Here is a 22,127-nt window from a genome sequence, read left to right on the forward strand (position 1 = left end):
TCGCTCCTTAAGCCTGAACCAGCGGGCCGGGGTTTTTCAGGTACTGCTCGCGGATTGCCCGGGCCGACCAGTAGGTCAACGCTGCCACCAGGCCGGTAGGGTTGTAGCCCAGGCCTTGTGGGAAAGCTGACGCTCCGGGGACGAAAACGTTGTGCACGTCCCAGCTCTGCAAGTAACGGTTCAAGGCGCTGGTTTTCGGATTGGTACCCATGATCGCGCCACCGTTGAGGTGGGTGGTCTGGTAAGACGCGGTGTTGAAGTGATCACCAACCTTCTTACCCAATACGGCGATGGCCTTGGGGCTCATCGCTTCGGCCCTTCGCCGCTGATCGGGTCGTACGGCTTGCCGATACCCGAAAGCAACATCAGCCGCACATTGTGGAACTGGAAGGCACCGAGGATCACCAGATCTGGCGGCTGCTCGATCTCCCGGCCCTGGCCGTCTATGTAGGTCACACCTGTCGCCTTGCTCTTGGTGCTGTCGAGATTGACCCGCAGTACGTGGGAGTTGGGCCGCAGCTCGAAATTGGGCAGCGGATTGAGCGCCGGCAGAATGTTTACGTTCGGCGATGCCTTGGAATACATGTAGCAGACATAGCCGCTGCAAAAACCGCAAAAGTTGCACGGACCCATCTGTGCGCCGTAGGGGTTGGTGTAGGGGCCTGATGTATTGGCAGAGGGCAGGTTGTAAGGTTTGTAACCCACTGCGGTGGCCGCTTTCTGAAACAGCTGTGCGGAAACAGTGTTCTTCTGCGATTCCAGCGGGAAATGATTCGAACGATCCGGCGCGTACGGGTTGCCGCCCTTGCCTTCGCCGACCAACTGACCCTTCACCGTCCAGGCCTGGCCCGAGGTGCCGAAGACCTTCTCGGCGTAATCGAAAAACGGCTCCAGCTCTTCATAGCTGACGCCGAAGTCCTGGATGGGCATGTCCTTGGGGATGAAGCTTTTGCCGTAGCGTTCTTCATAGTGGCTGCGCATGCGAACTCGATCGGGTCGACCCGAAAGTGCACGCCGGACCAGTGCAAACCGTCGCCGCCGACACCATTGCCGGGCAGGAAGGCGCCCAATTGGCGGTTCGGCAGCGCGATGTCATTCACGCTATGGCGAATGGTCACGGTCTCCTTGGAAATGTCCTGGAAGAGTTTTTTACGCACGCTGTAGGTGAGTTCGTCGATCACCTGTGGATAGAGCAGGCTAAGCATCAAGATGAACCGATTCAGCTTAAAAACCTCGGTTTTGCGACAAAAGCGATGGGCTGATTCACGATTCTTTGACAGACGGCTCACGGACCTTTGACCGCTCGGGGGTGAATCTGGGCCTCATCTTCCCGACTCTCCTGAACGGTCACCCGAGCATGTCTCTATCGCGTTGTATCCCAGCGATCTGCCTGTCGCTGGCCGCACTTTTGAACCTGACGCTGGCTCTTGCCGACGACAGTGCGTTGCCCCGACCTGCGGAGTGGGCTCAATCGGTCGAGGTGCAATACAACCTCTTCAAAATGTCCCCGACGCTCTATCGCAGTGCATTGCCCGACAGAGGCGCCGTGCCGTTACTGGAAAAACTCAAGGTCGGGACCGTTATCAATTTCCTGCCCGAGTCGGACTCCAGCTGGTTGTCGACCCCAGGTATCGCACAGGTACAGCTGCCCTATCGCACCAACCATGTGGATGATGCGGATGTACTCAAAGCTCTTCGCGCGATCCAGACTGCCGAAGCCAAGGGACCGGTGCTGATGCACTGCAAGCATGGTTCGGACCGCACGGGCCTGATGGCGGCCATGTACCGGGTCGTGGTGCAGGGCTGGAGCAAGGAAGACGCCCTGAACGAAATGACCCAGGGCGGCTTTGGTGACAGCACTCATTTCAAGGACGGCGTCCGATACATGATGCAGGCCGATGTCGACAAGCTCCGCACCGCGTTGGCCAACGGTGATTGCAGCACGAGCCCGTTCGCCAGTTGTTCGATGAAGAGCTGGTTCAAATCGGCCCATGTCGAGTAAAGCGTTACGTCAGCCGGCAACGGCTTCTGACGAAAGCGCGAAAAGATCTTTGGTGATCGGCCGTTCAAGAAACGCTTCCATGGCGGTCAGCAAGGAGCGCGAATCGCCCGGAGAAAAAAACGCCTCGCGAAAGGCTCGCCCTGTTTGCGCATTGAAGACCCAATCCTGACGGAATCGCTTGAAGGCTTGGATGGCCAGTACGCCTGACCACGTGTAGGCGTAAACGGAGGCTGCGTAACCGGTCACCATGTAGTCAAAGCTGTTCGCGAACCGACAATAAGACGGCAGTTGCACGTGGGGAACCTCCCGCTGAACGTCTTCGAATACTTGCTGGGTGCTACGACCATCGCCTTGGCTGTGGTGCACTTCGAAATCGAACATTGCACTCGTCAGCAAGAGTGCGGCTTGTCGGCTGGTCTGGGTTTCGAGGGCTGCCAGTGCCGCGTCTACCCGCGCTTCGGTCAAGCGTTCACCGCTTTGGTGGTGGGCACCCAGCCATAACAGAAACTCCCGTGACAGACACCACTGCTCGAATACCTGCCCTGCGAACTCCACCGTATCGCGCCCCAGTTGGGAAATGCCGGAAAGGGTGTGATGCGGCGAACTCGTCAGCACGTGTTGCAGACAATGACCGAATTCATGAAAAAGCACCCGCAGATCCTTGTGCTCAAGCAGGCACGGATGGCCGTCGACCCCAGGCGTGAAGTTGCAGTGAAGATCGGCAATCGGTAGCGCTACGCGGCCTTCGGCGTTTATTCGTCGGTTTCGCAGTGTGCCTGTCCAGGCGTAATCTGGAGCTTCTTTGCGGTGGTACGGGTCAAGATAAATATGCCCGATGGTCTGACCATGCTCGCTGATCTCAAACAGGCGCACGTCGTTATGCCAGCGACTGAATTCAGCCTGCTCGAGGATCCGGATCCCGAACAGCCGTTCGCAGAACAGGCAGAGTCGTCGCAAGGTGCCGTCCAGGGGAAAATAGTCGCGCAGATTCTTCAGGGCTTCAGGGAAACGATGGTGGCGCAGTTGTTCAGCGAGAAATTCGTGGTCCCAGGCGTGTATTTCAGAGATGCCCCGTTCGAGCGCAAACTCTTGTAGCTCCTTTGAATCCCGTGCAAGGGGTGGTGTGTTCAATGTCACTTGCCGACGCAGGAAACTACGAACTTGATCGGTGGACTCGGCCGCTGCGGTGGCCAGACGCAGTTGCGCGAAATTATCGAAACCTAGCAGTTCGGCTTTCTGGTGGCGCAGCGAAAGCAGCAACGTCAGTACAGGACCATTATCGAACTCGTCGGCATGCGGGCCTTGATCGGACGCGCGCGTGTAGTACGCCACGAAATATTCTTCTCGCAATGCCCGATTTTCGGCGTACCTCATGATTTGCTGGTAGGTGTTTTCATCCAGGGGAATCAGCCAGCCTTCATGTCCTGCTTCTTTGGCCAGGTGTCTCAGACGATTTTTTACGGAGGGGTATAAACCTTCCAGTACCGCAACGTCATCGACGTGCGTGGACCATGCAGCGTTAGCGCTGTTCAGATGGGTGAGAAACAGCTCTTCGAGCCGATCGATGTCGAGGTTCAATCGGGCCAGCTTTTCCCGTTGTGTCAGGGGCAAGTCGATTCCCGACAATTGAAACTTGCGCAGAATTTTGGCCAGCGCTGCCTTGCGCGGTTTATCGAAGTTGAGGGCGATCGAACTGTTCGCCAACCGCCGGTATGCATCAAACAACGGACGATTGCTCATTCTTTCGGATCGGTACTGCGCCCCAGCATCGCTGCATACAGCAGCTGCCGTGTTCCAGGCGGTATCGTTGTGTTTCGTCATCGACAGGATCTGGATGATGCCCAAAGCCTCGTCCAGGCGCGCATCGATTTCATCGATGGCCAGAACCAGGTCATCCCAATTAGGGAATACGGATTGGCTGATGATGATTTCGGCAATGATCTGCCGGTTGTCGGTAATGATGGCTGTGATTGCCGGCACGAGGTGTTCGGTGCGGACCTCCGACCAGGGCGGCAGGTCCCAGGCCTGCAAAAGCGGATTGGTGTCGGGCATGGCGTCTTCCTTGAGTAGAGGCTGAATGTGGTCAGCCTATAAAGGAAGCGCAGGGGAAAGGTGGTAGATAGATACCACCTTCCAACCCGTTCAGGAGTGGAAGGTGGAGTGGACTCAGTGTTGCTCGTCAGGCTTTTTCTTCAGCTTCGGGTTCGGGAAAAACTGCACGGCCTGAACCTTGGCGTCCGGCACCTTCAGCGCCGAGGTGTTGACCCGCGTGCCCAATTCCTTGGGCACGGACAGGCCTTGTTCATTCAGCGTGTCCGAATAACCGCAGGCCACGCACTCACGATGCGGGACGTCGTCTTCGTTCCACATCATCAATTTGTCCGGCTCGCTGCAGGCCGGGCAGACTGCCCCGGCGATAAAGCGTTTTTTCGTCTTCACTGGCCCCTCGCTCATGCTGCCGCGACCTCACTCAGGCCGCTGTGGCGCAAGAGTGCGTCAATCGACGGCGGACGTCCGCGGAAGTCGACGAACAGCACCATCGGTTCCTGGGAGCCACCGCGCGCCAGGATCGCTTCGCGGAACGCACGACCGGTTTCGGCGTTGAGCACGCCGTCTTCTTCGAACTTCGAGAAGGCATCGGCCGACAGCACTTCAGCCCATTTGTAGCTGTAGTAACCCGCCGCATAACCGCCGGCGAAGATGTGCGCAAAGCTATTCGGGAAACGGTTGTAGGCGGGTGGACGCATGACCGACACCTCGTCGCGCACACCTTCAAGTACCTGTGCCACGCTACGGCCGTCACCGTGGGTGGCGTGCAGGTCGAAGTCGAACAGCGAGAACTCCAGCTGACGGACCATCATCAGACCGGACTGGAAGTTCTTCGCTGCGAGCATTTTCTCCAGCAGGTCCTGAGGCAGCGGCTCGCCGGTTTCGTAGTGACCGGAAATCAGCGCCAGACCTTCCGGCTCCCAGCACCAGTTCTCCATGAACTGGCTTGGCAGCTCGACCGCATCCCAGGCCACGCCGTTGATGCCGGATACGCCGGCGTGTTCAACGCGGGTCAACAGGTGATGCAGGCCGTGACCGAATTCGTGGAACAGGGTGGTCACTTCATCGTGGGTCAGCAGGGCCGGTTTGCCGCTGTCGGCCGGGGTGAAGTTGCACACCAGGTTCGCCACCGGACTTTGCAATACGCCGCTAATCGTGCGGCGACGGTCGCGGGCGCCGTCCATCCAGGCACCGCCACGCTTGTTGGCGCGGGCGTAGAGGTCGAAGAAGAAGCGGCCGACATGCTGGCCGTTTTCCTTGATTTCAAACAGGCGAACATCCGGGTGCCAGGTGTCGAAGCCTTTCTGCTCGGCGATTTCGATGCCGTACAGACGCTGGACGATAGCAAACAGACCGCCCAGCACTTTGTCGATCGGAAAGTAAGCGCGAAGGGCTTCCTGGGCGACGCTGTAGCGCTGCTCGCGAAGTTTTTCACCGTAGAAACCGCTGTCCCAGCTTTGCAGGTCCGGGCAGCCTTGTTCGGCGGCGTACGCCTTGAGCTGTTCCAGATCCTGGGCGGCGAACGGCTTGCTGCGCTTGGCCAGATCGCGCAGGAAACTCAGTACCTGATCGCTGGATTCGGCCATTTTGGTGGCCAGGCTCAGCTCCGAAAAGCTGGCGAAACCGAGCAGCTTGGCCAGTTCCTGACGCAGGTCGAGGATTTCTTCCATGACCGGGCCGTTATCGTTCTGACCGGCATTCGGGCCTTGGTCCGACGCACGGGTGCAGTAGGCGGCGTAGACTTCTTCGCGCAGGGCGCGGTCGTGGGCGTAGGTCATCACCGCGTAGTAGCTCGGGAATTCGAGGGTGATCAGGAAGCCTTCCAGACCTTTGGCCTGTGCAGCCGCGGCCATTTGCGCCTTGGCCGAATCGGTCAGGCCGGCGAGGGTAGCTTCATCGGTGACGTGTTTGGTCCAGGCCTGAGTGGCGTCGAGCAACTGATTGGAGAAGCGGCTGCCCAGTTCCGACAATTTGCTCTGCACTTCGGCGTAACGCTTTTGTTCGGCTTCCGGCAGGTCGATACCCGACAGACGGAAATCACGCAGGGAGTGTTCCAGGATAGTTTTCTGCGCCACCTCGAAACCGGCAGCTTCGGGACTGTTGGCCAGCGCTTCGAACGCCTCGAACAATTCGCGGTTCTGGCCCAGTTCGGTGGAATAGGCGCTCAAGGCCGGCAGGCAGGATTCGTAGGCTTCGCGCAGTTCGGCGCTGTTGCACACGGCATTCAGGTGGCTGACCGGGCTCCAGGCCGCGCCCAGGCGATCATTGAGCTCGTCCATCGCCAGCACCAGGCCGGCCCAGGTCGGTTGTTTGCCCTGGGTTTTGAGGATCTCGATAATGGCGGCGCGGTTGTCAGCCAGGATCTGGTCAATGGCCGGTTGCACGTGTTCGGCACGGATCGCCGAGAACGGCGGCAGGTCGTAGGACTGCAAAAGTGGGTTGTTCACGCTCACGGTTGGCACCTTGGCTGGAAGAAACATTGCGCCATCTTAATTACAATCGACGCTCACCGCAGCTATCAGCAAAAGAGAGAGAGCCTATCGTGACCCTTCGCAAGTATCAGAACCACACGCCGCTACTGGGCAAAGGCGCCTTTGTCGACGGTTCGGCGGTGGTGATCGGCGACGTCGAAATCGGCGAAGACAGCTCGGTCTGGCCGCTGACGGTGATTCGTGGCGACATGCACCGCATCCGCGTTGGTGCACGCACCAGCGTGCAGGACGGCTGTGTGCTGCACATCACCCACGCCGGGCCGTTCAATCCCGATGGCTTTCCGTTGCTGATTGGCGACGATGTGACCATCGCTCATAAAGTCATGCTCCACGGCTGCACCGTGGGCAGTCGGATTCTGATCGGCATGGGCAGCATCGTCATGGACGGTGCGGTGGTCGAGGACGATGTGATCATCGGTGCCGGCAGTCTGGTGCCGCCGGGCAAACGCCTTGAAAGCGGCTTTCTTTATGTGGGCAGCCCGGTGAAACAGATCCGGCCGCTGACTGACAAGGAAAAATCATTTTTCACCTACAGCGCGGCGAACTACGTGAAGCTCAAGAATTTGCATCTGGCCGAAGGCTACGACCAGCTCTGACCCTGCGCCCTTATTCAGGATTCAACATGCATTACCAAACCGTATTGTTCGACCTCGATGGCACCCTGACCGATCCACGCGAGGGCATCACCCGTTCGATCCAGTTCGCCTTGAGCAAACTGGGCATCGATGAGCCCGACCTGAGCAAACTTGAACACTTCATCGGTCCGCCGTTGTTGCAGGCGTTCATGCAGTTCTACGATTTCGACGAGCCCAAGGCCTGGGAAGCGGTGAACTTCTATCGCGAACGCTTCAAGGTCACCGGTCTGTATGAGAACCGCGTATTCGACGGCGTCACACCATTGTTGGAAACCCTCGGCGGGCAAGGGCGACAGCTGTACATCGCGACGTCAAAACCGTGGATTTTTGCCCGGGAAATTGCCCGGCACTTCGACTTCGCCAAACACTTCAAAGTGATCTATGGCAGCGAACTGGATGGAACCCGGACCAACAAAGTCGAGCTGATCGCCCACTTGATGGCCGAAGAAGGCCTGGATCCGGCCAGCACCCTGATGATCGGAGACCGTAAACACGATTTGATCGGTGCGCGCAGTAACGGGCTGGATGCGGCGGCGGTTGGTTACGGGTTTGGCAGTCGGGAAGAGTTAAGCGCTGAAGCGCCGACCTGGCATTTCGAGACGCTGGAAGAGATGCATCAGGCGTTTTTACAGCGTTAATTAATCCGCCATCGCGAGCAAGCTCCCACAGTGGACCAGTGTTTACAGGTCTTATGTGGGAGCTAGCTTGCTCGCGATGAGGCCCGATCAGCCACCACGGCTTTTCAATTGAGCCAAAGCATTCAATGCCGCCTTGCGCTCCCTCACCGGCAACGCGCCGAGCTGCTCGACTGCCGCATAAAACTTCACCCAATCCCCACCCTCTTGTCTGAACAACGCCGCAAACGCCGGCACCCATTGGTCGTACAGCCCAAATGGCAACAGCCGGGCATTGTTCATCGGCGCATTGATCCACGCGTCATAGCGTTTGTCCCCAGCCCATTGGCTGTCGCGCAACTGCCGGTATTCACCCCGCAATCGCTCGAACTCGGCGGCTTTGCGCTGGCGCATCTGGTCGGCGGGCAGGGACAGGGTGTACAGCCGTTCGAGTCGCGTGCGGGTATCCAGAACCAATTGAATGAACTGATCCCGTTGCTGCACCTGCGTGCCGCTGTCCGGCGCCAAGCCCCGGAATGCACGCCATTGGCGGGTGCCTTCCTGTTCGACGAAGGTGGCGAAAGACTCATTGAATTCGGTGTCGTCCTTCACATAAATGCGTTGATGCGCCAGTTCATGGAAGATCAGCGTGGCCAATCGTTCGTCACCCCAGGCCATCATCGAACTGATAATCGGATCGTTGAACCAGCCGAGCGTCGAATAAGCCTCGACGCCACCGATCGACACGTCCATACCTTGCAATCGTTGCAACGCAGCTTCACCGCGGGCCGCGCTCTGACTGTAATAACCGCGATAGGCGACGCAACCGGCGATCGGGAAGCAATGGTTCTGTGGTGTCAGGGAGAATTCCGGCGTGGCAAACACGTTCCAGACTACGAACGGCCGGCCAATGTCGGCGTACAAACGGTAACTCTGGTTATCCGGAAGCTGCAGCTGTTGGCTGGCGAACGTGCGGGCCTGTTGCGATTGAGTCAGGTGCGCACGCAGTAGCTGATCGCGACCGGGATCGGCAATCAGTCTGGAAACCGGCTCGCGTGCCCGCAGCAATTGCAGCTGACCACTGGCCAATTGGCCGTAATAGCTGACGCCGGCGCAACCATTGAGAAACAAAAACAACACGCCCGGAAACAAAATGCGTAAAACGCGATCAAGTAACCCAAGGCTTGGAAGCGGCCTGATCAAAATGAATCATCCCTGGAGAGTCTGCCCGCAAGACTATCCCGCCTGACTGGAGCTCCGCTATGCGCACGTTGATGCTGACAGGAAGCCTGCTGATGCTGGCAGGTTGTGCTGGATTCGGATTACCCCCCCATGATCCGGCTCAAGCGTGGATCGACCTGGATTCGAAGCAGGAAGACACCGCGCTGCAAGCGCTGGAAGTCGATGACAAGGCCGCCACCGACAAGCGCTATTTCCAGGTTCGGCCTGGTAGCCATGAGCTCACCGTTCGTTACCAATTCCCGGTCGCGCCAAGCAACATCGGACCCGATGCCGAGCCACTATGGCGTGACTGCCACCTAAACGTGAAATTCAACGACTTCAACGCTGGCGAGCGGTATCAGTTGAAAGCAGGAAATATCGGCTTTCGGCCGTGGGCAAAACTCTACGATCAACAGCGTAAAGTCATTGGCCAGGGCACACCTGCAGGCTGCCAACGCACCTGAACGGCGTTATGCTGAATGACCAATCCTCGGGACATTCATCATGCGCAGGTTGATGTTGTTGCTGGCTGCAAGCGTTGTTGCTGGCTGTCAGAGCCCGCTGCCGGTAGTCAATCCGCAGATGGCGTGGGTCGAATTTTCTACGCCATTCCCCAATGACAAATTGTTGATGGCTGAACGACTGGACAAGCAGCGATTGCGCGACGGGCGTTTTTTCCAGGTCACTCCCGGTAGCCATGAGCTGATCGTTCGATTCGACTTCGAAGTGCCCGGTGGTGGTGGCTTAGGTGTGATGGACGGTCCCTCGGAACGGCTGTGCTATCTGACCATCAACTACGATCATTTCGAAGCCGGCCAGCGTTATGTGCTGGTAGGCCAGTCGATAGCATTTACTCCTGGTGCCCGGCTGTACAACGCCAAGCGGGAGATTGTCGCTGAAGACCGAGAGTCCTATTGCCTCATGTGAGGTGAATCAGCGGTCGTTCTTCTGGTAGATGATTTTCTTCGTGCCGCCGTCGCACGTGCCAACGACCATATTCTGATCGTGTACTTCGTCGTTGGTGACGATTTCCAGCGTGTAGGACGAGACGTTATTGGCCTGGATCTTGGCTTCAATCTCGGCCTTGAGTTCTTCACAGGATTTCGCTGCCGCCAGGGCCGGTGTGGCCAGCGCGCAACAGATAACCGCCAAGGCAAAACGTTTCATGGTTGAAGCTCCTTTGAGGCAGCGCGCACGATGATGCGTTTTAGCTGCTGTCATTTATTCGACCACAATCTCGCCAGCCAGGTTTTGTTTCAGCGCAAAAAAGATCGCAGCCCGCCGAGGCTGCGATCTTTTATCGGGGAGCGCGACAACCCCCTGTCAGCTGACCAATGTTGCATCCAGACTGATTTTCGCATTCAGCACTTTCGAAACCGGGCAGCCTTCTTTGGCTTTATTGCTCAATTCCTCAAATTGAGCCTGAGTCGCCCCAGGAATCTTCGCTTTGAGGATCAATTTCACTGCCGTGATCGCGAATCCGCCGTCCACTTGGTCCAGGGTGACTTCGGCATTGGTATCGATGCTGTCAGCCTTGAGACCGGCATCGCCGAGAATCATCGAAAACGCCATGGAGAAGCAGCCCGCGTGCGCTGCGCCGATCAACTCTTCCGGATTGGTGCCCTTGCCGCCTTCGAAGCGCGCCTTGAAGCCGTAGGGCGCTTCTCTGAGGACACCGGTTTCCGTGGAAATCGAGCCGATGCCCGTTTTCAGGTCACCTTCCCAATGAGCCGATGCTTTCTTTGTGATAGCCATGAATGCCTCCTCAAGATCCGGCACGAAGCGTCGCGCCTTTGTGGTTTTCGGTTGCTAGGGTTCTGAGGATAGACCGTGGTGCAAAGTTCACTTGATCTGATCGGTCCTCTTATTTCGCAGGAATTTTGGCTCTGCCATTGAAACTCGGGTATATGCCCTCATTGCATGAATCACGCTTATAGATTCGGCAGGTTTTCGTTTGTAAGAAAAAACCTGCGCCCTCAATTGGAGAAGCAGGCTTATGAAACGACTGTCCGATATCAAGTTCTCGACCCTCGATCTGGTGCCCGTGCGGGAGAACGGCAGCGCGGCCCAGTCGCTGCGCAATTCCCTGGACCTGGCTCAGCACGTCGAAAAATTCGGCTACAACCGTTTCTGGGTTGCCGAACACCACAACATGGATGGCATTGCGAGTTCGGCGACTTCGGTACTGCTTGGCTACCTGGCTGGCGGCACCTCGACCATTCGTGTTGGCTCGGGCGGTGTGATGCTGCCAAACCACGCGCCGCTGGTGATCGCCGAGCAGTTCGGTACGCTCGAAAGTCTGTACCCGGGCCGGATCGACCTGGGCCTGGGCCGTGCACCCGGTTCCGACCAGATGACCGCCCGCGCTTTGCGTCGTGAACGCTCCGGCAGCGCCGACGATTTCCCGGCAGATGTTGCCGAACTGATGCGTTACCTCGGCCCACGTACTCCAGACCAACGAATCATCGCAATGCCAGGCACGGGGACTAATGTCCCGGTCTGGCTGCTGGGCTCCAGCTTGTTCAGTGCACAACTGGCCGGTGAACGCGGTTTGCCCTACGCCTTCGCCTCACATTTCGCACCGCGCTTCATGCATGAGGCCATTCGCGTCTATCGCAATCACTTCAAGCCTTCAGCAATATTGGATAAGCCTTACGTGATGCTTGGTGTGCCGTTGGTGGCTGCCGACACCGACGAGCAGGCTGATTATCTGGCGACCTCGGTCTATCAGCGGATTCTCGCACTGATGCGTGGCCAGAGCCTGGTGCAACGTCCTCCTGTCAAAACCATGGACGGCCTGTGGCTGCCTCATGAGAAAGAGGCGGTTGGCGATTTCCTTGGTCTGGCGATGGTTGGCAGTCCGCAGAAAATCCGCGCAAAACTGGAAGTGCTGATCGAGCAGACCCAGGCGGATGAGCTGATTTTCACCTGCGACCTGTACGAACATGCCGATCGCGTGCACTCGTATGAGCTGTTGGCCCATGTCATGAAGGGCTGATACTCAAATAGCGAGCACAAAAAAGCCGACGTCATTGCGTCGGCTTTTTCATTTTCGAGGGAGGTCAGCCCTGCTTGTAGACGATTTGCTTGGAGCCTTTTTCACAGGTGCCGACGATTTTCCCGCCAGCAGCAGCGCCTTTATCGACGATTTCCAGTGAATAATTTGAAATGCCTTTGGCATCAAGTTTCGCGGTGATTTCGGCTTTCAGCTCTTCGCACGACTTGCCCTGAGCCAGGGCTGTTCCCGCGAGACTCAACAAGCCTAATGCCAAAATAAAATTCTTCATCGGTCGCATTCCCTGGTCGGATCAATAGGGGCACCCAGCGATCAGCCGGATGTACTGATGTAGCGCTTTGCAATTCCCTATGGCGCTCGGCCAGCGCGCAATTTCCGAAGATTAGCTCAAACTCAGCTACTGGCAATCCGGAACCCGACTTTGAGCGTCACCTGAAAGTGCGCAGCCTTACCGTCCTTGATGTGCCCGCGGGTTTCGGTCACTTCAAACCATTCCATATATTTGATGCTTTTGCTGGCCTCGGCCAGTGCGTTGTTGATGGCGTCTTCAATGCTGCTGGTGGACGAGCCGACGAGTTCGACTTTCTTGTAAGTGTGATGGTCAGTCATGGCGTTCTCCTCAGGGTGTGAAATACAGCCTAGCAGTGATTTTTCGTATTACTTCTGTCGGTCAATGCGAAGTGGAAGTTCAGATTTACTGCACTTTCTCGAACCCCTGAAGTCCCAACCAACACACGCAACTCAATCAATGCAGGAGAGCCACCATGGCCAACACCTCTTTACGTAAAGCCTCATTGCAAAGCATGGAAGCCGAGATCGAGAGTCTGCTGAAATCTTTGGAAAACCTGAAGGACGACGCCTCGGACGAGTCGCGTAAAACCCTTAAAGCCTTGAAAAGCAACGCCGAGAACGCGCTGAAGCATTCGCGCCATCTGCTCAGCGATGCGTACGAAGAAGTCAAAGTCAAAACCCGTGAAACCGGGATTGCCACGCGGGACTACGCCCAGGAACACCCTTGGACGACAGCGGGTGTGGCTGTCGGTGCATTGGGTCTGCTCGCGGCTTATCTGCTGTGCAAACGCGGTGACTAATCCGTCTGGCGCAGCTCGTTTTTGAGCCACTGCGCCAGTTGCCGAGCGCGGCCGTCCGCGGCGCGCTTGGGTAGCCACAACGCCAGTTGCGCCGGGGTTTCACTGAAGCCCCATGGCGCAACCAGGCGCCCGGCCTTCAAGTCCTCGGCCACCAGCGGCTCAGGCGCAATCGCCACACCCAGGCCGGCCACTGCGGCCTCCAGCAGATAATACAAATGCTCGAAACCCTGACCGTACTTCAACGCTTTGGCGTCGAGGCCGCTTTGCTGTGCCCAGCTTGGCCAGGCCTGAGGGCGTGAGGTGGTGTGCAGCAATGGTTCGTTCAACAGCGCTGTGGGCGGTGCGTTTTGCAGTCGTTCGTAGCCCGCAAATCGCGGGCTCATGACCGGGCCGATCCGTTCGCTCGCCAACTCATAGACCTGCATGTCTGCCGGCCACGGTGGCTCGGCAAACACCAGCAAGGCGTCCAGTCCCGGGCGACGTGGATCGAGATCACCCTCGCCAGCCGACAGGTGCAGGCGCAGGTCCGGCAGGTCGGTATTCAACCGTCCCAACCTGGGAATAAACCAGCGTGCCAACAAGCTGCCCGAGCAACCCAGTACGAACGGTGCATCGGCGGTGCTTTGGGTCAGCTCTGCACAAACAGTCCGTAATCGCTCGAACGCTTCGCCGCTGACATCGCGCAAACGAATGCCGGCATCTGTGAGTTTCAGGCCGCGTCCATCCTTGATGAACAGGCTCACGCCGAGGTGTTCTTCCAAAGCCTTGAGCTGTCGGCTGACCGCGCCATGGGTGACATGCAGCTGTTCGGCCGCCTTGCTGACGCTGTTCAGGCGGGCAGTCGCTTCGAATGCCCGAAGGGCGTTTAACGGAGGAAGGTCATGGCTCATGAGATCTGTGAGTTTTCCTGACGGGTTGCAGCGATCTTATCGGTTTTCAGCCTGAGGCGTCAGGGGTAGAGTTAAGCCCACTCTCTCTTCAAAAGCATCATCCCACGCATTCAACTGGAGCGACCCATGACCCAGACTAATCTGCGCAACGGCCCCGACGCCAACGGCCTGTTTGGCTCGTTCGGCGGCCGTTACGTCGCTGAAACCCTGATGCCGTTGATCCTCGATCTGGCCCGTGAATACGAATTGGCCAAGGATGATCCTGCATTCAAAGAAGAATTGGCCTACTTCCAGCGCGACTACGTAGGTCGTCCAAGCCCTCTGTACTTTGCCGAACGTCTGACAGAGTTCTGCGGCGGCGCGAAGATTTACCTCAAGCGCGAAGAGCTGAACCACACCGGCGCGCACAAGATCAACAACTGCATCGGCCAGATCCTGCTGGCGCGGCGCATGGGCAAGAAACGCATCATCGCCGAGACCGGTGCCGGCATGCACGGCGTGGCGACCGCCACCGTGGCTGCGCGTTTTGGCCTCGATTGCGTAATCTACATGGGCACCACTGACATCGAACGTCAGCAGGCCAACGTATTTCGCATGAAGCTGCTGGGCGCCGAAGTGATCCCGGTCGTGGCCGGCACCGGCACCCTGAAAGACGCGATGAACGAAGCCCTGCGTGACTGGGTGACCAACGTCGACAGCACCTTCTACCTGATCGGCACTGTGGCCGGTCCGCACCCTTATCCTGCGATGGTTCGCGACTTCCAGTCCGTAATCGGCAAAGAAACCCGTACTCAACTGCAAGCCCAGGAAGGCCGTCTGCCGGACAGCCTGGTGGCGTGTATCGGTGGCGGCTCCAACGCCATGGGCCTGTTTCACCCGTTCCTCGACGACAAGAGCGTCGAGATCATCGGCGTCGAAGCGGCAGGTTACGGCATCGAAACCGGTAAACACGCAGCCAGCCTGAACGGCGGCGTACCGGGCGTACTGCATGGCAACCGGACCTTCCTGCTGCAGGACGACGATGGCCAGATCATCGACGCTCACTCGATCTCTGCCGGCCTCGACTATCCAGGCATTGGCCCGGAACACGCCTGGTTGCATGATATCGGCCGCGTCCAGTACACCTCGGTAACCGACGACGAAGCCCTCGACGCGTTCCACAAATGCTGCCGCCTGGAAGGGATTATTCCTGCACTGGAAAGCGCCCATGCCCTGGCCGAAGTGTTCAAGCGCGCACCGACGCTGCCGAAAGATCACCTGATGGTGGTCAACCTGTCCGGTCGTGGCGACAAAGACATGCAAACCGTGATGCACCACATGGAACAATCGAAGCAGGAGAAACACTGATGAACCGCCTGCAAACGCGTTTTGCCGACCTCAAGGAACAGAATCGTGCCGCCCTGGTGACCTTCGTGACCGCTGGCGACCCGAGCTATGACACCTCTCTGGCGATCCTCAAAGGCTTGCCTGGTGCTGGTGCCGACGTGATCGAGTTGGGCATGCCCTTTACCGATCCAATGGCCGACGGCCCGGCAATCCAGTTGGCCAACATCCGCGCCCTCGGCGCCAAGCAGAACCTGGCGAAAACCCTGCAAATGGTTCGCGAGTTCCGTGAAGGCAATACTGAGACGCCGCTGGTGCTGATGGGTTACTTCAACCCGATTCACATGTATGGCGTGCCGCGTTTCATCGCCGACGCAAAAGAGGCCGGCGTTGACGGTCTGATCGTGGTCGACTTGCCGCCGGAGCATAACGGTGAACTGTGCGACCCGGCCCAGGCTGCCGGCCTGGACTTCATCCGTCTGACCACCCCGACGACTGATGATGTACGCCTGCCGACCGTCTTGAACGGCAGCTCCGGCTTCGTCTATTACGTGTCTGTTGCCGGTGTGACCGGTGCGGGCGCGGCGACGCTGGAACACGTTGAAGAAGCGGTTGCGCGTCTGCGCCGCCACACCGATTTGCCGATCAGCATCGGTTTCGGCATTCGTACACCGGAGCAAGCGGCATCCATCGCGCGTCTGGCTGATGGCGTGGTGGTGGGTTCAGCGTTGATCGATCACATCGCCAATGCGTCGACTCCGGATCAAGCCATTGATGGTGTGTTGAGCCTTTGCTCGGCGCTGGCCGAAGGCGTGCGTAAAGCCCGCATCAGCTGAAGGTAAAGTTCCTGATACAGTGGAATTAGAGCCTCGCGGTACAGACTAAACAGAAATTCTCGAAGGGGTGCTTTCAATAGCAGTCAGGCGCTGAAGGCTTCGCGGATTAGCCGCGAAGCCTGTTGTTTATGGCAACTCCAACCCGCCCGCGGCCTTGTGCAACTTCCTCAGATGCTCGCCAACCTGCTTCAGGTTGGCTTCATTGGCGGCCATTTCGGCCGCACGGCTTGGCTCGAGCAGCGCTCTCACTTCTTTGTCCAGATCGCCTGTCAGCGCCTGAAGCTGCTTCTGCCGCAGGCTGCTTTCCGACTCCAGACGCTGCCACTCACTCGGCTGCGGCAATCCATAACCACCGGTGCCGAGCAGCTCCGCCGGACGGCTGAGGAAGCCGCTGTTGGCAAGAATTTGCTGCAAGGTCGCATTGGCCTTGTCCATGCCGCCGTTCTTCAATTCCCGAGCGCCCAGATAGCGCTGCTTTACTTCGTCCTGGGCCAGCACCAATTGTTGGCGGAAGGCTGCCTGCTCCAGTAACAGTAGTGCTGCGCTGGTGCGCAAATCGGCTTGGTCGATCCATTGCCGGCGCTCTTCAGCTTTCAATGAGAGCCAGTCTTCGACCTTGTCCTGCTTGATCGGCAAGTGCTTCTTCAGCACTTCGAACATCGCTTGATAACGATCGCGGAAGGAGTCGAAACGATAGCCCAGACGCAGCGCTTCGCGGGGATCATCCAGCACGCTGGTGTCCGCCAGTCCGCGGCCCTTGAGCACTTCCAGCAAACCGTTGGGCATGATGCTGTCCAACCCGACCAGTTTTGTATTGTTGGTGCTGCTACGCAGTAACTTCAGGCCCTCTACAGCGCAGTTATTGGACAGGAAGAAGTAGTTGCCGTCGTAACTCCAGTGCATTTCGGCGGCGTGTTCCACCACGTCTTCGATCTCGCTGCGCGACAGGTTCAGCGGCACCGAGGCCAGACTGCGCAGTTCGGTCTTGGTGTACTCGTCGATCACTTGCGCCAGTGGCAGGACAAACAGGCGCGACGGGTATTTGCCCACCAGTCCGTCCCAACTCGACAGCTGTACGTCACCGACGAAGGCGCGGTAGGACAACACCAGATGCTGATCCAGATCCAGCCGACAATCCGGCCCACGGGGGCGGCCGGGTGCGCAGATCACCAACCGCAACATGCTGTGACCCCAGCGACTGACCCAATTCTGGTTGGCTTCTGCCAGCAGATAGTCGACAGCGTAGACCCGTTCCGGATCGACCTGGCCCAGTGGTGTTTTGGCGAAATCATTGCCGGCATTGAGGAAGGAGAAGGATTTGCCGCAGGTGTCTTTAGCGGCGGGCGCCCAGCCGAAATGTTCTTTGTAGTAGCGGTACAGCGCAGGACGGCGACAGGCGTAGGCCGGGTCGAGAAGGAAATATTCCATGTTGACCGCGACGAACTCCTTGGGGCTGCTCGTCTCGTAAATGTCCGGGCTGCGGGCAATTTGCCGGTTGTACTGTTCGCGTTCGCCACGACGGCCGACATACTGTGGCCAGCCGGCAAGGTCGAGCAGGTGCGGGTCGTCGCTGAGCGTAAAGCGTCGGTCGGATTGGCCGCGGCATTGATCGGGAATGCCAATCAGCCCCGAGCTGCTGTTGCGCCGGGTGCAGCGCTGAATCAGCGTGCGTTCCGCATCTGGCCACAGGCGCGAGCGGTCATAGATGTGGGTGAGTTCATGCAACACCGTGGCAAGCATTTCGCGGCGCACGGTGCCATGGGGACGATAAGTCTTTTTGGTCGCGGCGCTGCCATCAGTGAGGCTGGCAAGCAGGTTGCGGTTCAGGTCGAGCTCGGACAGCAGCGACGCCTGGCCGTAAGCGTTGCTCGGCATGTCATCGGTCCAGCCGACGTCAATGCGTCGGTCGAGTTGCTCGATTAACCGCGGCGGCAGAGCCTGCATGGCTTCATCGAGCAATGCCTGACTGGCCTGTAGTTGAGCGGGGCTGAGGCCTTCGGTTTTAAGCCTTAATTGCAAGTCAGCCTGGGCCGTGTTGCCGAGCAGCAACATGACCCAGGCCAACAGCCAGGCGCCTGGCGACCTCACAGTGCGAGGATGGCTTCGGCGAGAACCTGATCACTGGCGTCGCGGGCTTCTGGTACGCGGGTGCGCAACGTGGTGAAGGCCGCTTCCAGGTGCGCGCCACGAATGTCGCCATCGCTGGCAACGAAACTGGCGGCATCGTCGTGGGCTTCACGAACGATCTTCGAGTCACGGATGGATGTCGTGGTATCGGAAGTGAAATCAAGGGTGCGCCGGGTGGCGTTGATGAGGATGTTACTGGTGGCGACCAGAGTGTGCGCCTGGGCAACATCGGCCAATAACAGAAGGCCAAGGGCGGCAACAATCAGAGGGCTACGCATGGAACGACTCCGCAAGAACAAGGATAACTATTGGACGAGAATTGCCTGCGCCAGTTCAAGGTCGCTGGCATGAAGTTTTGGCTGGGTCCGGCGCAGATAAATCAGGGCAGACTCCAGTTGTGCTCCCCGCAGTTGGCCGTCACTGGCGATGAACGCCGCAGCGTCATCGTGTGCCGCGAGTAGCAGCTTACGGTCGAAGGGGGCGGAGGTCACCATGCTTGTGGCGTAGCCGGTAGCCACGATGCCTTGCGTAGACAGATTGAAGGCGTCATAGGCATGGACCGAGCCCACCCAGCAGACTGCCACGAAAAGCGGAGAGATCAACAGATTTGAAAGAAAACGCATGAGACTCGATAGTTGAAGGCGAGTCGCAAGGCTAGCGCAACGCCCGGTCTAGAGCCAGCGCCGAAACATTGGGACACGGCGGGCGTGTCCCACGTCAGTGGTGACGCTTAGATAGTCAGTATGGCTTGCGCCAGTTGTGCATCAGTCGCGTTCAGTTGAGGTGCCTGGTGACGAATATGGTCGAATGCACTTTCCAGTTTCACGCCACGAATGGCGCCTTCGCTGGCCACGAAGCTGGCGGCGTCATCGCGGGCGGCGCGTACGATTTTGTTATCGCGAAAGGAAGAAGTGACATCTGAGGTCGCATCGGACGTGGCCTTGAGCGCATTGACGACGGTATCGGTGGTCACGATAAAGCTGGTGGCGTGGGAATTGGCAGCCACGGCAAGCAGGGCTGCAGCGCTGAGCAGACGAAGACGGGACATGGTGGAACTCCTTTGGAAAACCGATTAAGAGGTGGCGCAGTGTCTGATGGTCAGACGCCTGTCATGCAGCGTCCGCCACGTTCTATCTGGATATTAGGCCTAGGAGTATCGCTTCGAACAGTCCCGTCTGTTTACGCAGGTAGTTAGCGCCAGAACGGTTTATCCAATTCGTTGAGACGATCCGCATGGCTGATGTTCAGGTCTGAGAGTTGCCGGTCATCAAGTTGGCCCAGTAAACGCCGGGTTCGGGCCCTTTCCAGGCTATTGGCGAGGCCCCTCAGTAATCTACGAACCCAGTGGGAGCGAGGCGTTGATTGAGACATGGAGACGGAAACATCCAGTAAGTGATTCATGGCGCGGTCCTTTTGCTGGCAGTTCGGGATTTCATGGTGATCCCGTCCTTTCTTCCGCAACAGACACACTGAGCTTAAATTGTACTGGTTCAGTTTTTATATTAGTAAAACTGTACTTGTTAGGCTGGGTCTTTACTGTATGACCCTGTTGAGGGTCCAAAACGACAAAGCCCGTCGTGGTTTCCCACGACGGGCTTTGTTTTTTCAATTTGGAGTGCTGGCGGTGGACCCGGTGGGTCAGAGCCAGCGACGCTAACTTAGCGCCAGAACGGCTTGCTCAGCTCTTCGTAGCGTTGTGCTTCGCTAATCCCTGCGTCAGCCAGCAGACGCGAATCCAGACGAGCCAGTTGATGGCGGCTGGAGATGCGGCGCTGCCACAGCATCAGGTTGGCGAGAACGCGAAGAGGCGTGGAAGCCTGGGTTTTTACAGCGTTGTCTTCGAAAAACAGCTCGGAACTGAGTGTACGTTCCATGGTTGACATCCTTCCGCTTATGGCGGGATTAGGTAGTGGTTTAACTGATGCCAATGATCCTCTCGTTTGGCCAGTCTCTCTAGATACAGTTCACCTGTATTGTGAGGGACCAGTTAACTGTTAAAGGGTGGTGTACTGGTCGAAATTGAGGCAACTGTACTTGTCTGCACTAATATTGTGCATTTTTGGTTGATTGGCTCGGAAAGGTAGGCAATTACGGTAGGAAAAGACCGGTACAGCAGTACAGTTTTATTCAGGATTTGGTATGGCAACAGCAAGCTGACGAAACTGTGTTTGCGTCAGCTGCTATCTGTACCAATTACACCGCGAGCATCCGCCCGGTTTCTTCCAGGTTTATGTGCCAGCTCAGGGCATCACGCAGGATATGCGGCGTGTGCCCGCCGAGTGCACAAGCGGCTGTGAAGTAGTCATCCAGGGCTTGCCGATAGTCCGGGTGCACGCAGTTGTCGATGATGACCCGAGCGCGTTCTCGCGGCGCCAGGCCACGCAGGTCCGCCAGGCCGATCTCGGTGACAAGGATGTCGACGTCATGCTCTGTGTGATCAACGTGGCTGACCATCGGCACCACGCTGGAAATCGCGCCGCCCTTGGCGATTGCTTTGGTTACGAAGATCGCCAAATGCGCGTTGCGCGCAAAGTCGCCCGAGCCTCCGATGCCGTTCATCATCCGCGTGCCGCAGATGTGGGTGGAGTTGACGTTGCCGTACAAGTCGAACTCAAGCGCCGTGTTGATGCCGATGATGCCGAGCCGGCGCACCACTTCCGGGTGGTTGGAAATTTCTTGCGGGCGCAGGACCAGTTTGTCCTTGTAGCGCTCAAGGTTGCCGAAAACATCGGTATTGCGACGGCTCGACAAGGTGATCGAACTGCCCGAAGCAAAGCTCAGCTTGCCGGCGTCGATCAGGTCGAAGGTCGAGTCCTGAAGCACTTCGGAATACATCGTCAGGTCTTCGAACGGCGAGTCGATCAACCCGCACATCACCGAGTTGGCGATGTTGCCAATCCCGGCTTGCAGCGGGCCAAGCTTGTTGGTCATGCGCCCGGCAGCCACTTCCTGCTTGAAGAAGTCGATCAGGTGGTCGGCAATGGCCTGGGTATCAACGTCCGGTGGCAGAACGGTGGACGGCGAGTCGGACTGATTGGTGATCACGATAGCGACGATCTTTTCCGGCGGAATCGGGATGGCCGTGCTGCCAATGCGATCGTCGACCTTTACCAGCGGGATCGGCGTGCGGGTCGGCCGATAGGTCGGGATATAGATGTCGTGCAGACCTTCGAGATTCGGGTTGTGCGCCAGGTTGATCTCGACGATCACCTGTTTGGCGAAAATCGCGAAGCTGGCCGAGTTACCCACCGATGTGGTCGGAACGATGTGACCTTGTTCGGTGATCGCCACTGCCTCAATAACCGCGATGTCCGGCAGTTTGAGCTGCTGATTGCGCAGTAGCTCAACGGTTTCCGAAAGATGCTGATCAATGAACATCACTTCGCCGGCGTTAATGGCCTTGCGCAGGGTGCTGTCCACCTGGAACGGCATGCGTCGTGACAATACGCCGGCTTCGGTGAGCTGTTTATCGAGGTCGTTGCCCAGGCTGGCGCCGGTCATCAGCGTTATTTTCAGCGGGGTGATTTTGGCGCGTTCGGCCAATGCGTGGGGCACGGCTTTGGCTTCGCCGGCGCGAGTGAAACCACTCATGCCGACGGTCATGCCGTCCTGAATCAGAGCGGCAGCGTCAGCGGCGCTCATCACTTTATCCAACAACGAAGGCAAGCGAATACGATCACGGTACATGGATTGTTATCTCGGGCAACGAAAGCAAGGTATGCAGTCTAGTGATTTCAAAAAAATTCCTCCCGCTACCATGGTCGAATGCAGAGCCCTGATTTAGAGCCTTTGGTCGGGTTTTGGCAGGCAATAAAAAACCCCAGCCTACTA

The 22,127-nt window shown here is 57.9% G+C and carries 25 protein-coding genes and 1 pseudogene; 9 read left to right on the top strand and 17 right to left on the bottom strand.

Translation table 11 applies throughout. From position 1 onward, the window contains the following. Window positions 1-7 precede the first annotated feature (7 nt). Window positions 8-1,190, bottom strand: a pseudogene (locus tag FQ187_RS05045) (GMC oxidoreductase); the annotation flags it as partial. Between the two features lie 167 nt (window positions 1,191-1,357). Here FQ187_RS05045 and FQ187_RS05050 point away from each other — a divergent pair. Continuing rightward, the gene (locus tag FQ187_RS05050) at window positions 1,358-2,002 is read left to right on the top strand and encodes a tyrosine-protein phosphatase (protein WP_129439616.1); all 645 of its coding nucleotides are present in this window, start codon (window positions 1,358-1,360) and stop codon (window positions 2,000-2,002) included. Between the two features lie 9 nt (window positions 2,003-2,011). Here FQ187_RS05050 and FQ187_RS05055 read toward each other — a convergent pair whose 3' ends face one another. From FQ187_RS05055 to prlC, 3 genes are all read right to left on the bottom strand, one after another. After that, entirely contained in the window at window positions 2,012-4,054 is a 2,043-nt protein-coding gene (locus FQ187_RS05055) for a M3 family metallopeptidase (protein ID WP_149628637.1), read from the bottom strand. Between the two features lie 114 nt (window positions 4,055-4,168). Continuing rightward, window positions 4,169-4,456 (bottom strand): YheV family putative zinc ribbon protein, encoded by a 288-nt coding sequence (locus tag FQ187_RS05060; protein WP_149628638.1) that lies wholly within the window; start codon window positions 4,454-4,456, stop codon window positions 4,169-4,171. Then, window positions 4,453-6,504: an oligopeptidase A gene (gene prlC, locus FQ187_RS05065; RefSeq protein ID WP_149628639.1), complete on the bottom strand. Its 2,052-nt coding sequence runs from the start codon at window positions 6,502-6,504 to the stop codon at window positions 4,453-4,455. Before prlC ends, FQ187_RS05060 begins: the two co-directional genes overlap by 4 nt. Window positions 6,505-6,593: 89 nt before the next feature. Here prlC and FQ187_RS05070 point away from each other — a divergent pair, with 89 nt between their 5' ends. After that, window positions 6,594-7,139, top strand: coding sequence for a gamma carbonic anhydrase family protein (locus tag FQ187_RS05070; protein WP_149628640.1), 546 nt, complete (start codon window positions 6,594-6,596; stop codon window positions 7,137-7,139). Between the two features lie 26 nt (window positions 7,140-7,165). After that, window positions 7,166-7,816 carry an HAD family hydrolase gene (locus FQ187_RS05075; RefSeq protein ID WP_149628641.1) on the top strand — a complete coding sequence of 217 codons (651 nt, stop codon included), beginning with the start codon at window positions 7,166-7,168 and terminating at the stop codon, window positions 7,814-7,816. 87 nt (window positions 7,817-7,903) lie between these two features. Here FQ187_RS05075 and FQ187_RS05080 read toward each other — a convergent pair whose 3' ends face one another. Further along, window positions 7,904-8,995: an aminopeptidase gene (locus FQ187_RS05080; protein ID WP_149628642.1), complete on the bottom strand. Its 1,092-nt coding sequence runs from the start codon at window positions 8,993-8,995 to the stop codon at window positions 7,904-7,906. Between the two features lie 59 nt (window positions 8,996-9,054). Here FQ187_RS05080 and FQ187_RS05085 point away from each other — a divergent pair, with 59 nt between their 5' ends. Together FQ187_RS05085 and FQ187_RS05090 are read left to right on the top strand one after the other, a co-directional pair. Continuing rightward, on the top strand, window positions 9,055-9,477 hold the full coding sequence (locus FQ187_RS05085; protein WP_149628643.1) for a hypothetical protein: 423 nt from the start codon (window positions 9,055-9,057) through the stop codon (window positions 9,475-9,477). A gap of 40 nt (window positions 9,478-9,517) precedes the next feature. Then, the gene (locus FQ187_RS05090; protein WP_149628644.1) at window positions 9,518-9,940 is read left to right on the top strand and encodes a hypothetical protein; all 423 of its coding nucleotides are present in this window, start codon (window positions 9,518-9,520) and stop codon (window positions 9,938-9,940) included. A gap of 6 nt (window positions 9,941-9,946) precedes the next feature. Here FQ187_RS05090 and FQ187_RS05095 read toward each other — a convergent pair whose 3' ends face one another. Together FQ187_RS05095 and FQ187_RS05100 are read right to left on the bottom strand one after the other, a co-directional pair. Next, window positions 9,947-10,180 carry a DUF1161 domain-containing protein gene (locus FQ187_RS05095; RefSeq protein ID WP_149628645.1) on the bottom strand — a complete coding sequence of 78 codons (234 nt, stop codon included), beginning with the start codon at window positions 10,178-10,180 and terminating at the stop codon, window positions 9,947-9,949. 156 nt (window positions 10,181-10,336) lie between these two features. Beyond that, window positions 10,337-10,768, bottom strand: a complete 432-nt coding sequence (locus tag FQ187_RS05100; protein ID WP_008152515.1) for an OsmC family protein — start codon at window positions 10,766-10,768, stop codon at window positions 10,337-10,339. Between the two features lie 241 nt (window positions 10,769-11,009). Here FQ187_RS05100 and FQ187_RS05105 point away from each other — a divergent pair, with 241 nt between their 5' ends. Then, window positions 11,010-12,011 carry an LLM class flavin-dependent oxidoreductase gene (locus FQ187_RS05105; RefSeq protein ID WP_149628646.1) on the top strand — a complete coding sequence of 334 codons (1,002 nt, stop codon included), beginning with the start codon at window positions 11,010-11,012 and terminating at the stop codon, window positions 12,009-12,011. A gap of 64 nt (window positions 12,012-12,075) precedes the next feature. Here the strand turns inward: FQ187_RS05105 and FQ187_RS05110 are convergent, their stop codons facing one another. Together FQ187_RS05110 and FQ187_RS05115 are read right to left on the bottom strand one after the other, a co-directional pair. Continuing rightward, a complete protein-coding gene (locus FQ187_RS05110) occupies window positions 12,076-12,300 on the bottom strand; it encodes a DUF1161 domain-containing protein (protein WP_149628647.1) in 225 nt (74 codons plus the stop codon). A 122-nt stretch (window positions 12,301-12,422) separates the two neighbouring features. Beyond that, window positions 12,423-12,638 (bottom strand): dodecin, encoded by a 216-nt coding sequence (locus FQ187_RS05115; protein WP_123367386.1) that lies wholly within the window; start codon window positions 12,636-12,638, stop codon window positions 12,423-12,425. A gap of 155 nt (window positions 12,639-12,793) precedes the next feature. Here FQ187_RS05115 and FQ187_RS05120 point away from each other — a divergent pair, with 155 nt between their 5' ends. After that, window positions 12,794-13,120, top strand: a complete 327-nt coding sequence (locus FQ187_RS05120; protein ID WP_054047930.1) for a YqjD family protein — start codon at window positions 12,794-12,796, stop codon at window positions 13,118-13,120. Here the strand turns inward: FQ187_RS05120 and FQ187_RS05125 are convergent. Next, on the bottom strand, window positions 13,117-14,010 hold the full coding sequence (locus FQ187_RS05125) for a LysR family transcriptional regulator (RefSeq protein ID WP_149628648.1): 894 nt from the start codon (window positions 14,008-14,010) through the stop codon (window positions 13,117-13,119). The two genes, FQ187_RS05120 and FQ187_RS05125, sit on opposite strands and share 4 nt — an antisense overlap. A gap of 126 nt (window positions 14,011-14,136) precedes the next feature. Here FQ187_RS05125 and trpB point away from each other — a divergent pair, with 126 nt between their 5' ends. Together trpB and trpA are read left to right on the top strand one after the other, a co-directional pair. Beyond that, window positions 14,137-15,357 (top strand): tryptophan synthase subunit beta, encoded by a 1,221-nt coding sequence (gene trpB, locus FQ187_RS05130; protein WP_149628649.1) that lies wholly within the window; start codon window positions 14,137-14,139, stop codon window positions 15,355-15,357. Next, entirely contained in the window at window positions 15,357-16,169 is an 813-nt protein-coding gene (trpA, locus tag FQ187_RS05135) for a tryptophan synthase subunit alpha (RefSeq protein ID WP_149628650.1), read from the top strand. The genes trpB and trpA overlap by 1 nt, the downstream gene beginning before the upstream one ends. Before the next feature lie 126 nt (window positions 16,170-16,295). Here trpA and FQ187_RS05140 read toward each other — a convergent pair whose 3' ends face one another. From FQ187_RS05140 to FQ187_RS05170, 7 genes are all read right to left on the bottom strand, one after another. Next, window positions 16,296-18,257, bottom strand: coding sequence for a DUF4105 domain-containing protein (locus tag FQ187_RS05140; protein ID WP_149628651.1), 1,962 nt, complete (start codon window positions 18,255-18,257; stop codon window positions 16,296-16,298). Continuing rightward, a complete protein-coding gene (locus FQ187_RS05145; RefSeq protein WP_149628652.1) occupies window positions 18,254-18,574 on the bottom strand; it encodes a DUF2388 domain-containing protein in 321 nt (106 codons plus the stop codon). The genes FQ187_RS05140 and FQ187_RS05145 overlap by 4 nt, the downstream gene beginning before the upstream one ends. Before the next feature lie 27 nt (window positions 18,575-18,601). Beyond that, window positions 18,602-18,919, bottom strand: coding sequence for a DUF2388 domain-containing protein (locus FQ187_RS05150; protein ID WP_149628653.1), 318 nt, complete (start codon window positions 18,917-18,919; stop codon window positions 18,602-18,604). A gap of 107 nt (window positions 18,920-19,026) precedes the next feature. Then, the gene (locus FQ187_RS05155; protein WP_149628654.1) at window positions 19,027-19,344 is read right to left on the bottom strand and encodes a DUF2388 domain-containing protein; all 318 of its coding nucleotides are present in this window, start codon (window positions 19,342-19,344) and stop codon (window positions 19,027-19,029) included. Between the two features lie 143 nt (window positions 19,345-19,487). After that, window positions 19,488-19,697, bottom strand: a complete 210-nt coding sequence (locus tag FQ187_RS05160) for a DUF1127 domain-containing protein (RefSeq protein ID WP_149628655.1) — start codon at window positions 19,695-19,697, stop codon at window positions 19,488-19,490. Window positions 19,698-19,954: 257 nt separating this feature from the next. Then, window positions 19,955-20,170 (bottom strand): DUF1127 domain-containing protein, encoded by a 216-nt coding sequence (locus tag FQ187_RS05165; protein ID WP_008154465.1) that lies wholly within the window; start codon window positions 20,168-20,170, stop codon window positions 19,955-19,957. A 319-nt stretch (window positions 20,171-20,489) separates the two neighbouring features. Continuing rightward, window positions 20,490-21,983 carry an acetyl-CoA hydrolase/transferase family protein gene (locus FQ187_RS05170; RefSeq protein WP_149628656.1) on the bottom strand — a complete coding sequence of 498 codons (1,494 nt, stop codon included), beginning with the start codon at window positions 21,981-21,983 and terminating at the stop codon, window positions 20,490-20,492. Window positions 21,984-22,127: the final 144 nt, after the last annotated feature.

The organism is Pseudomonas sp. ANT_J28 (assembly GCF_008370005.1).
GTDB classification, from domain to species: domain Bacteria; phylum Pseudomonadota; class Gammaproteobacteria; order Pseudomonadales; family Pseudomonadaceae; genus Aquipseudomonas; species Aquipseudomonas frigoris.